This is a genomic window from Bacteroides sp. ET489 (assembly GCF_030518095.1).
GTDB lineage: Bacteria > Bacteroidota > Bacteroidia > Bacteroidales > Bacteroidaceae > Bacteroides > Bacteroides ndongoniae.
Window position 1 is genome coordinate 129,746 of record NZ_JAULLJ010000010.1, and the last position, 10,717, is coordinate 140,462.

A 10,717-nucleotide genomic window follows, 5' to 3' on the forward strand; every position below is an offset into this window, starting at 1 on the left:
TTTCCTAACTGGGAAAAAATGACGAGGGGGCAAATGAAAAAATACCTGTCGTGGTACTTCAGATGAAACACGGCGAATTTCGGATGGCTATGGCTCGCGGACGGTATTAACGCGATGTAGTTCCGGTGCAGGCAGCTTGCAGGCGGGTGTCGGCCAGTGAGTAGTTAAGTATGTAGCAGTGGCCCGGCTCTACGCTTTGCCCGTCGTTGTTTCCATAAGTCTGGGGCGTTGTTGTGAAGGTTTCCCCGTCGGTGTTGGTGGCGGTCAGTGTATAGGTGAAGGTCATGTTGTCCGTATGGTCGAAGTAGGTGGTTTGGCCGGGATCAAGCGTTTTTGTAGCGCCGGAGTCCGTTGTATATACGGTAAGCGTAGGGTTGGAGAATAAGGCAGTCAGTTCGTCACTGAACGGTGCCAGGCTGATGCCAACGTTGATCATCGGTACCTGCAAGTCGATGTAGCTTACTTTCTCGGACTCGATGCTGAAGGTTGTCCGGGCATAATAGCGTGGGTCATCGGCTCCTGTTGTAAGGTAAGCTTCGTTGTAGGCTTCGAGGGTATAGGAGCCGGCATTCAGTTCCACCTTGGTTTGGGGAAACTCTCCCGGCGCATAGACTTTGTCCGCATCAGTTCCGTTGGAGATCTTGATGTACAGGTCTTCCTCAACGGCACGGGTGACGATGTTTTCCGCGGTGACGGAACCGAGGGTAAGGCTTTCTAATTGCAGATAGCCTTTTCCCGTTTCGGTCAGTACGTCTTCCTGCTGACAGCTTATCAGCAGGAGGAGCGAAATGAGTGTATATAATGTTCGTTTCATATGTCTGTTATTTGTCGTAGATGAGGGAGATGTCGTCGATGTAGAGTTCACTGCCGTAATGTTCGTTTGCTCCGTTTCCACGCACTTTAGCTGGTATTACATCTGTATGTTTAGAACCAGATTTAAAAGTTATTGTCAAATGAGTAGCAACAGCATTTTCTACTGTATAATTAATTGGCAACTCGTATAAAGCATCGTTGCTACTGTAGATTGCTTGGCTTGTTTCAAATAGTGTAATGCCTTGTTCTTGATTTTCGATCTTTAGTTCTATAACTCCTGCATCATCTCCGTTTGGTGTATAGCTGTAGTAGAATAAAAGCTTTGTTGGACGAACAATAAATGGATTAGAATAATATAATTCCCCTATAGTATGGTCACCTGTGATTGAGCCATTTATTCCCCAAAGAGATCCTACGCTTGTATTTGCAATGCCATGTCCGACAGTTCTTATCCAGGCAGCGTATGTTCCGCTGTGTTTATTGGTCGTTTGTTTTACAGATGATGTTGAACAATATGATTCGCTTCTATAGTTTGTGGTTTCTGTATTGTTTGTATTCCAAAGAAATCCTGTAGCTTCTTGTGTATAAGGGAACCATAAGTTTTTATTGTTACTTTGGTCTTCTTCATGCCATTCCTCCATCCCCGAATTCGGTAATTGTTCCGGAGTTTCCAATGTCGCTTCGGCTTCTGTTGAGGCTATGGCTCCCCGATACAAAGCACGTACTCGATAGCTCTTTTGGGATATGTCTTCTGCAGCTTCATCAAATTGTTGGACGCGTCCTTTTTGATTGTCTCGTGTGCTGCATTCTATCCAGTCCGTTCCATTATAATATTGATATATTAAATTGTTTTTGATGGTTTCTGCATTTCCCGTTGTTACCGTGATGTCGTTTATGGTAAATTCTCTGGACCAACAGTTGCTGGCATCTACGGATACGCTGAACTCCGGCTTATTGCAATTCAATGTATAGCTACGATTAGCTTCTGCGTCTTCATGGCTCCAGCGGCCGTTGGCCTGTGCATCCAGCTCAATGGTGTTGGCAGTCGCTTCACCGGCATTGGTCTGTAGTCTGGCTATCAGATTGTCCAACTGTATGCTGGGGGAACTATCGCCTATGGCAGGCAGTGTGATGCCCAGTTTTTCTTCTAAATCCTTTCGGGTGTCTTCAGAGAGTGTGGAAAGCTGGTATTCCTGATTGAATGCTGCAAATTGCGGATCGGCAAAATTGAACTTGATTTTCAGGTCTTGCAATGCTGTTGCTGTGTTCAGCTTGACAGTTGCAGTTTTGCTTTCGGTCTCGGCAAACGACAACGAATTCCCCTCAAATCCTTCGGCTTCTATCTTGGGTTTAGGCAACCACTCCACTGGTATCGTCTCCGAGATTGTCACATTCTCCACCTCTACCTTTGCTACGGTAAGGATGACTCCGGAGGCGGCGGGTTTCACTTTCAGCGTCAGTTTGCAATGCTTGCCAGCGCCAAAGGTGTCGGCATTCTTCAGCTTGTCATCTTCCAATGTCATAGATACAGCCTGACTGTTGTCTTTCAGGGTACCGACGAACTGAAAGGTCGGAATGGTACCTGCACGGTAGTAGGCACTTTTCTGTGCATTGTCTTTGCTGATGGTGACGAATTGATTGCCCACAGAAACCTTCAGACCGTACGAGGAGAACAGGGCATCGAACTTCTCGGGCTCGTCGTACGTCACGCTGGTCAGTGCATTGGCCACTTTGCAGCTCAGGTTTACTGTCCGGGTCTCTCCTTCGGTTACTTCCACTCCTGCCTCTTCTCCTTTGTAATAAGGAGTGTCCAGTCCTAATAAAGGATTGTCACCATAGGTGGCCGTTACGGTGTAAAGTCCGGCCGAAGCAGGAATCTGGTTCGAAGTAAAGATGCCATCGTACAGTGTGCTGCCGGTGCTTTCTTTCACAATCTTCAGTGAAAATTGTTCTTTTACAGGTTTGCCCAGTTCGGCGGGAGTGCTTTTGGTGGTTACGGTCACGTCTTCTCCCAACGATATCTGGAAACCGCCCTCCATGCCTTCCCACTGCTCCGCCTGGCAGGCTGCCAGCAGCAAGCCGATGAAGCCCACATATAAAGCCTTGATATATTTCATTGTGATGGTTCTTCTATTCTCTTTTGTCATACTTACTCGTAAATCAGTTCAAAATTATCTAACCACAGTTTGCTGCCTACTCCGCCGGTGAAGTAATCGCCATATTTGCTGGCACTGGCCACCACGACGATGTATTTCGGTGTGCGGTTGGTGTATCGATAGTCGAGCACAAGGTCTTTCTGCTGGTAGGCCGATGTGCTGGAACCTTGTATCAGTTCGGCGTATGCGATGATGTGCGAGTCGGCTTTGTCGAACAGCTGGCGTTCGCTGGGGCGCGTACGGATTTCGAGTGGTTCGTCCCAGTCGGTCAGTGCGATGTAGATGTGGCACGAGTCGGGACGTCCTTTCAGATAAGAAAGGGCATCTTCTCCCACCTTGTCGATGGTGGCCGAAGTGTATTTATAGTTGATGCGCAGTTTGCTGGGGAACGACGCGAAAGGCCGTCCGAAGCTCAGCACACCGTTGGTTCCTACCGTTTTCACATAACTGCCCGTAAAGATGTTGCCTGCCGCAAACTTCAGGACAAGGTATTTCGATTCGAGCGAGGCGGCAAGTCCGCTTCCGTTGCAGGTTTCGCTGGTGGGGATGGAGTTGCTGTCGCTGATGGTGACGGCTCCTTTATTGCCGGTGTCCCAGAAAGAAGTTCCGCCCAAGCTCCACGGGTTCCACAGTTTTTCTTCCTGATGCCAGTTGTCGAAACTGCCGTCGGTCAGTGGAGTTGCGGGTGCAGTAGTGAACGTCTGCGTGCCTGCTACGGTGCCGTCGATGCTGACACGGCATTCGTATGCGGTGCCGGGAGTGAGTTGTTGCAGGTCGGTCGTATAGTTGGTTCCGCTGATGGCGATGTCGGCCGAAGGCTGTGAAGTCCAGTTGCTGTCGGTCAATTTGCGGTATTCCACTACAGGCTGTTTGCCGCTTTGTATGCTGCCTTTCAGTGTGGCACTTGTGGCTCTTGAGAAGACGTCTATCTGCCCCGATGCGTTTTCGTCGGTCTGATAGACATAGACGGTCCACTGGTGGCTCACCTCTTCCCAACCATACGAAACAAAGAAGGTCCGCGGCTCGGAGAAGTCGAAGTAGGCATCGGCAGTCGGGTCGGGATATACCGTGCCGTGCTGGCCGGCGAGGTTGAACGAAGTCACTTTGATGTGGTCGAGCCGTTGTTCGTGCGACACGTAGATGATAACATTCCGGTTGATGTCATCCACAATGGCGTTGCCTACCTGGTTTTCCAGAACGATGTCGCGCTTTATCACCTGCTCGATGCTGATGCTCCAGGCATAGTCCTGATAAGTGCGCAGGACGATCGTGGCGGAGTTCGAAAAGTCCATGCGGGTATCCGACGAGATGGGAATATCGTCCAGCGAACTGAAGCCTACGGTCGGAAACTTGGCATAGTTGTGGCAGAGGGTAGAGTCGGGCACCAGCGTGGCATTGTTGCTGACGGTCAGTTTGGTAATGCGCAGCTCTGACAAGTTGACCGAGTCGTCCACATACAGTTTCACGGTACGTGCGTTTTTATCAATCGTTGCTTGCTGGCTTCCGCTGCCGTCGGGGCCGCATTGTCCTTCTACCTCAAAGTCCTGGATGCTTCCGTCAACGATGGGGTAGGGAATGTCGTTCTCGATGGCACAGGCGGTTAGTGCCAGTACGCAGCATATATAACAGAAGAGTCTCTTTATCATAGTTCGTTCGTTTCTTGATCGTTGGTTTACAGGTAGAAAGTCATGCCGATGTTAATCGAGAAGAGGTTGATCTTGAAGTTTCCCGAAGACGTTCTTCTCATGCCGCTCTCTATCTGATTGGTTGTCTGTTTCTGCCATTTGAAGTTGTAGCCCATCACGCCTACCGATACTTCGACTGCCGACCAGTCGGTGACGAAGGCGGTCATGCCCGGTGCTATACCGATTTGCAGGTTGTGCGTCCGTTCAAAAGTACCGTCGTATTCGGTATTCGAACCGGTCGAGTTCTTTCCTACTCCGTAGGCGTACGTCAGGCGCACTTCGTTGAACAGTCCGAAAATTTTGCTTTTGCCGATGGGCATGTAGGTACGCAGAAAACCCGATACCTGGTATTCGTGCTCCAGGTAATAGAGGTCCTTGAGGCTGATGTTGAAGTCCTCACCCAGATTCAGTTCGAAGTTGGCCATGTCTAAATAGGTGCGGTTGTAGCCGAAGCGTAAGCCTGCCGCTACGTTGTCCTTGAAGAAGTAGCCGACGTAGGGACTGACGTTGAACGTATATCCCAAACCCTCTACATTCTTTATGACCAGAAAGTTCAGGTTGTCCTCTTCGTGTTCGGAGTAAGAAACCGTACCTCCCGCCATCCATTGGCCTTTGGGGATAAAGACCGATTGCATGATGCCGCGGTCGATGCGCTGTGGGCGTTGGGCTTTCTTCCGTTTCTTTTTGGTTGGTGCCTTTATCTTGTAAACATGTCCTGTTGAGTCGGCTATGATGATGCTGTCGCCATTGAGGGTGGTTTCGATGCGGATAGACTTCTGCGCCTGCAGCGTCTGGAATGCACTACCGATAGCGAACAATAGGATGAGTGACAGTATTCTGAACATAAATGTTTAAAAACGTGTATAAGAGGGGGCATCAAAACCGCAGTTTGCCACGGATTACACAGAGGAACACAGATATATTATAAATAATCTCTGTGCCTGTCTGTGTAATCAGTGGTGAGTTATGACGCACCCTCTTTTTTTAATTAATAATTGTATATGGCTTTACTTGGTGGAAGGGACTCCGTAAAGTAACTCCAAGTCGTCGATGTACATGATACTACCGGTACTTCCAGTGAAGTAATCGCCATATTTACTTGAAGAGCAGACGATAATCAAGTAATATGCAGTTTGTGGCGTGATATCTTTATACTTCAGTTCGACATTGAATTCTTTCCATTCATTATTGGTGGATACAGCTTCCGCATCGGGTAATTCGCCATACGCAATGATATTATCATCGTTTTCGAAATCGAAGAATGTAGAAGTATCAGTATTGTTCAATTGATGAGGAGCCTTAGCTAATGCCATATAGATGGAACATAAGTCGTCAGTTCCTTTTTCGCCAAGTCCTGCAGGAGTATTATCACCCCGATAGTCTATTTTCCCACTTGTATAGCGGAACCAACCATGCAGACCTGTTGGGCGAGATGCAAATTTCTGTCCAAAATCAATTTTGGCTCCGTTAGTACCTACTAAGCTGTTGAATTTGCCTGAGTAAAGGCTGGCTGCAGCAAACTTACCAATACCGAATGCAGAAGCATACTGTGATTTTAATTCTGCAGATTTACCTCCGCTGGTGTGTACGATAGAGCTATTGCCTTGTGTTGGGTTTACATTAACTAATGCTCCGGCACCTGTTGTAGTTCCCGGGTTACTTGAATCCCAGAAAGAGCCCGAAGTGGAATAGTCACTTTCAGATACCGGATACCAAGTTTTGCCGCTCTTGTACCAATCATCCATATTGCCATTTGGCAATGTTGTGGCTTCTTCTGTTGTGAATGTTACTGGATCGCTGGCATAAGCTTCTCCACTCTTTTCATAAGCGAGGCGATAAGTATATTGCGTGGCAGGTGTCAATCCTGTAAGTGTCGCTGTGAATTTCTGGTTTCCGCTATTATAATTGGCTGAGATAGTTTGCCATTCTTCTGCATCGGCCTTTTTATACTCAAAGTGCATGCTGGCCGGATCAAGTTCTTCGGATGAAGAAAGAATACTTCCTTCTAAATAAGCAAAGTTACTCCAAGCGTTGGCCGCTTCAGCTCCTAATTTTGTGCTGGCTTCGGTAGAAACATTGAAAGTAAATGTATATACGGTTTCTGTTCCATCTACACTGACGCTGACTCCTCCTATATCGCCGGTTTCGGCCACCTTAAAGTTCAGAATGTAGTGTTTGCGGGCTTTCACGTTAGTGATAGGTGTATCTTGCGAGAACTGTTGTCCGGAATGGTTGGTTACAGAAATAGTAGCGGTAAGGTCTGCTACAGGGAAATATGCTGGTTTCAGTTCATCGCCCATTCTGAAGCTGAGTTCGTTAACACCTTCCATAGCCGATTTGACAGTGGCTGTAGCCGATTGGAAAGCATCTATAAAAGACTGATCATAATTTACGGTAACTTTTACGTTAGCCAATGTACAGGTAATGTTGGCGGTGACCTCTTTGCCAGTTTGTACTGTTATCTGCTGGCTACCGGCATAGTAAGGAATATCAAATCCCGATTCGGAACCATCGAACCCGTTGGAAGAAGCTTTTACGGTATAGGTTCCTGCTTCCAAGCGGATTTGTTGTCCCGACAAGGTTTCCCAGTCGTCGGTACTTTCTACGATTCCTCCTTTACTATCGAGTATTTGCAAAGCAATTTGTTTAGGGTTATAATCTGCGGCGATACGGGTATCTACGTAGGCATTAGTTCCTACTTCAATACGGAGATAACCGATGTTGTCATTTAAGTCGTCTTGCTGACATGAGGTTATACTCAAGGTGGATAATATTACAAAAAGAAATAAATATATCTTTTTCATTTTCTTACTCGTTTATGGTTACTTTAAATACACCGGTTGCTTTTTGCCCATTTTTATCGGTTACAGTAATATGGAATTCATGCGATTTGCCTGGATCGGTCGCTCCTGTCATATCAAGGAAGGTGAAGAATGTTCCGATTGGGAACGTATATTCTTTTATTCCATCTGTTGGGGCTGTACTTCCTACAGTAGCGACTAAATTCCCAAAATCGCTATTATCAATCAGGTCTACTCCTCCATTCTCAGCAAGGAAACTTTGTCCGTCCATATTTAAATCGACCAAGATTGCTTGAAAGGCATCATTTCCTGCAGTTATGGTTACGATGATTTTATCCAATCCTGCTTCAGAGGCTATATATGCATCAGCACTGGCCGGTGCATCGCCTGCTGATATTGAGTAAGTGACATCTGCGGGTAAGTTAAGAGTTACATCACCTCCTATTGGCGGTTCAGTTCCAGAGTCTCCACCCTCGTCTGGATTTGTTGTCGGAATCTCTACCGATTCGCTTTCATTTTCAAATGTAATGTTAGCAGTAATGGTAATTCCTGTCAGTTCTCCTGTGGAAGATTCTACGGTACCCATGTTGATTTCTAAAGCGTCGCCGCCGGTGAATGCATCGCCTACTTCTTCATACTGTTCGGCGGCGTCTTTCTTTTGGAATACTCGTCTTTCGGTTACAGTGTTCCCTTTAGTTGTCACAGCCTTGATATTGACAGTGATGGCTGTGATGTTATCGCCGAAATGCCAATAGATGGGAGCCGGATTCAGGTCACTTTCGGTGTATGAAAGTGCTGTTTCTGTGCCGTCGTCTATGGTAATCGTCCATGAACTGAATGCCTCTTTGAAATCGTTTCCGTACTTCATCTGAATGCGGCTGTTGGCCATACGACATACAACGTCGACTTCACTTGTGATGCCTTTGCTAACAGTAATATTTGTACTGCCCGAATAATAGGGATTTTCCATTTTCTTCTCCAATGTTCCGGGAGTATGTGACGTTACGGTATATTGTCCTACAGGGACTGTGATGCTGGACGGGACTTCATCTACGGTAGCGTATTCTTTTACTACGTCAGTTACTTCGGCACTTGTTCCTTGTATGGTTACAGGGAAATTGTTGGTTGTCACTTCTGTAGCACGTGTCTGTGAAATGGGTTGCTTTACGCTGACTCCAAGTTCTAAAGCGCCTGTATCTTCTTTGCTCACCAGACTGCCAGTCAGTTCATTTTTCATCTCGCACGACGCCAAACCAAGGATGGCTACTGTGCTTAAGGCTATGATATTGATTAGTTTCATAAATCTCTTCTTTATATATTAAGGATATTGAGTTTTAAATCCATTCGGAGGGAACTTCGATATCGATTTCTTCATCATCAGTCGATTCATCGATGGTAACAACGATGCCCAAACTACCGTTGTTGTCTTGCGGCGCAATGTTCAGTGTCCACGATTTACCAGGTGCCAGTGTATAAGTCTTTTCCACTGTTGCAGACTTGTTATCGCTGATACGAGTAAAGTTGATGGAAGCTTTTACGCTTTCTCCTTCAGCATTCACCTTCAAATACCACGGTTCAGTATCGTTTTTCTGACAGATAGCACTACTTCCGGTTTCTTTCAGTGCGGCAGTTTCATATACAACAGAATAGTTGCTAAAGTATTGAGACATATTGTTTGCAAAACTTACTTTAACTTTTCCGCAAGTAGGTTTACATTCAACATTTACTTCTTGGAGTTCTTCTCCGTTTACGGTGAAGCTTGTTTCTCCTTTTACATAAAATCCGTCGCGTGAAGCATTATTTTCTGTACCATAAAATGCTTTCAGGGTGTAATTGCCATTGTTTAAACTAATTCGTTCAGGTTTTTCGCTATAAATGAACTCTTCTACAACGCTACTTTTATCATTTAGTATTTGCACAGAGTATCGATTTATATCTCCATAATCGTTTTCGTTTACGGCTTTTGTAAATACGGCACTGGCCGTAACTCCCAATTGGATACTACCGCTTCCGTTATTTTCAGCAGGGTCTTCATTTGATGCGCAGGATGTGATCATCAGGGATGCTATGCAGCCCATCAGGAAATACTTTAAGTTGTAAATTTTCATATAATTGATTTTAATGACTATTTCTTTAAGACACTTCTTGGGATAGTACTTGTTTTATGCATGATTTTTCGGGTTGCAAAGTAACGGCTTTGTCATTGCTTGTGCAAGGTCTGTTTTTTCTATTTTTGTTCTTTTTTTAAAATAGATCTTTGGATGGATTCGGTTATTTGCTTATAAATGTGCGATAAAGATATTTTTGCCGATAAGTCTTTTCTTTTTTATTTGTCTGTTTTTAAAATGAGATTATCTTTGTAACTTGATATTGTATAAGAGAAATCATATGGAAGGTCGCTTTTATGAAAAAGATATGCCCAAGATAGACTTGCCGGAGGATTGGCTTGCGGGGGCTGATATTAATCCAGGTTTGCTAAGTCTTTATACGGATTTTCCGGTAAGACTGAAGTGTGAGATACTTATTCTATGTCACGGAGGCGAGGTGGAGGCATCGGTCAATTTGAACCGTTTTTGCGTACATCAGGATGAAGCTGTTTTATTGGTGCCGGGTACCATTTTTCAGATACATAAGGTGAGCGGGGAACTGAAAATTTACTTTTTAGGTTTTTCGTCCAGCTATATCAAAGGAAATCCTTCACAACATTTAGTTGATGCCTGCTGCCTGTTGTCCGAGTCTCCGGTTATTCCTCTCCGTAAAGAAGCCTCGGAACTGCTTGGAGATTATTTTGCTTTGCTTATACGTCTATATGAGTTCCTTGATGAGAAAGGACGGGCAGTCGCAGCCAAAAATCTGTTTGCTGATGTTCACTTGGTTATTCATCAGCTTTCGGCACATAAAAGTGGTCTTCGGATACTTTCCAAAAATGAGCAGTTGTTTCGTAATTTCCAACGGCTTGTGACTTTGCATTATTCCCATGTGCGTCAGGTTGTGTGGTATGCGGAGCAGTTACGGGTAAGTCATGCATATTTGTGTAGCGTGGTTAAAGATGTTACGGGAAGAACGTGTACAGACATTATCTCGTCTATGGTTATTATGGATGCAAAGTCTCAACTGAAATTAACAGATGCTTCCATTCAAGAGATTTCGGATGCATTGAACTTTGCCAATATTTCGTTTTTTGGCAAATATTTTAAGCGTTATGTAGGTATGAGCCCATTGGAATATAGAACAAAAGGCTAATAGGATCTGCAGAAAAAAG

General features: G+C 45.4%; 8 protein-coding genes. 1 reads left to right on the forward strand and 7 read right to left on the reverse strand.

Annotated features, from left to right (window positions below; all coding sequences use genetic code 11):
* Positions 1 to 106: 106 nt before the first annotated feature.
* The 7 genes from Q3C19_RS08170 to Q3C19_RS08200 all read right to left on the reverse strand — a co-directional run bounded on the left by Q3C19_RS08170 (position 107) and on the right by Q3C19_RS08200 (position 9,563).
* Positions 107 to 814: a DUF4493 domain-containing protein gene (locus Q3C19_RS08170; protein ID WP_302728488.1), complete on the reverse strand. Its 708-nt coding sequence runs from the start codon at positions 812 to 814 to the stop codon at positions 107 to 109.
* Positions 815 to 821: 7 nt separating this feature from the next.
* On the reverse strand, positions 822 to 2,930 hold the full coding sequence (locus tag Q3C19_RS08175) for a DUF4493 domain-containing protein (protein ID WP_302728490.1): 2,109 nt from the start codon (positions 2,928 to 2,930) through the stop codon (positions 822 to 824).
* A 32-nt stretch (positions 2,931 to 2,962) separates the two neighbouring features.
* Entirely contained in the window at positions 2,963 to 4,615 is a 1,653-nt protein-coding gene (locus tag Q3C19_RS08180) for a PCMD domain-containing protein (protein WP_302728492.1), read from the reverse strand.
* A 26-nt stretch (positions 4,616 to 4,641) separates the two neighbouring features.
* The gene (locus tag Q3C19_RS08185; protein ID WP_302728494.1) at positions 4,642 to 5,499 is read right to left on the reverse strand and encodes a hypothetical protein; all 858 of its coding nucleotides are present in this window, start codon (positions 5,497 to 5,499) and stop codon (positions 4,642 to 4,644) included.
* A gap of 162 nt (positions 5,500 to 5,661) precedes the next feature.
* Positions 5,662 to 7,416, reverse strand: coding sequence for a DUF4493 domain-containing protein (locus Q3C19_RS08190; protein ID WP_368045230.1), 1,755 nt, complete (start codon positions 7,414 to 7,416; stop codon positions 5,662 to 5,664).
* A gap of 46 nt (positions 7,417 to 7,462) precedes the next feature.
* Positions 7,463 to 8,755 carry a DUF4493 domain-containing protein gene (locus tag Q3C19_RS08195; protein WP_302728498.1) on the reverse strand — a complete coding sequence of 431 codons (1,293 nt, stop codon included), beginning with the start codon at positions 8,753 to 8,755 and terminating at the stop codon, positions 7,463 to 7,465.
* A gap of 34 nt (positions 8,756 to 8,789) precedes the next feature.
* Entirely contained in the window at positions 8,790 to 9,563 is a 774-nt protein-coding gene (locus Q3C19_RS08200; RefSeq protein WP_302728500.1) for a DUF4493 domain-containing protein, read from the reverse strand.
* 280 nt (positions 9,564 to 9,843) lie between these two features.
* Here Q3C19_RS08200 and Q3C19_RS08205 point away from each other — a divergent pair, with 280 nt between their 5' ends.
* A complete protein-coding gene (locus Q3C19_RS08205) occupies positions 9,844 to 10,698 on the forward strand; it encodes an AraC family transcriptional regulator (protein ID WP_277122051.1) in 855 nt (284 codons plus the stop codon).
* Positions 10,699 to 10,717 lie beyond the last annotated feature (19 nt).

What these genes read in the sequence shown, in the direction of transcription:
- Q3C19_RS08175 (WP_302728490.1), bottom strand. Translation starts at nt 2,930, where the DNA reads ATGAAATATATCAAGGCTTTATATGTGGGCTTCATCGGCTTGCTGCTG.
- Q3C19_RS08185 (WP_302728494.1), bottom strand. Translation starts at nt 5,499, where the DNA reads ATGTTCAGAATACTGTCACTCATCCTATTGTTCGCTATCGGTAGTGCA.
- Q3C19_RS08170 (WP_302728488.1), bottom strand. Translation starts at nt 814, where the DNA reads ATGAAACGAACATTATATACACTCATTTCGCTCCTCCTGCTGATAAGC.
- Q3C19_RS08200 (WP_302728500.1), bottom strand. Translation starts at nt 9,563, where the DNA reads ATGAAAATTTACAACTTAAAGTATTTCCTGATGGGCTGCATAGCATCC.
- Q3C19_RS08195 (WP_302728498.1), bottom strand. Translation starts at nt 8,755, where the DNA reads ATGAAACTAATCAATATCATAGCCTTAAGCACAGTAGCCATCCTTGGT.
- Q3C19_RS08205 (WP_277122051.1), top strand. Translation starts at nt 9,844, where the DNA reads ATGGAAGGTCGCTTTTATGAAAAAGATATGCCCAAGATAGACTTGCCG.
- Q3C19_RS08180 (WP_302728492.1), bottom strand. Translation starts at nt 4,615, where the DNA reads ATGATAAAGAGACTCTTCTGTTATATATGCTGCGTACTGGCACTAACC.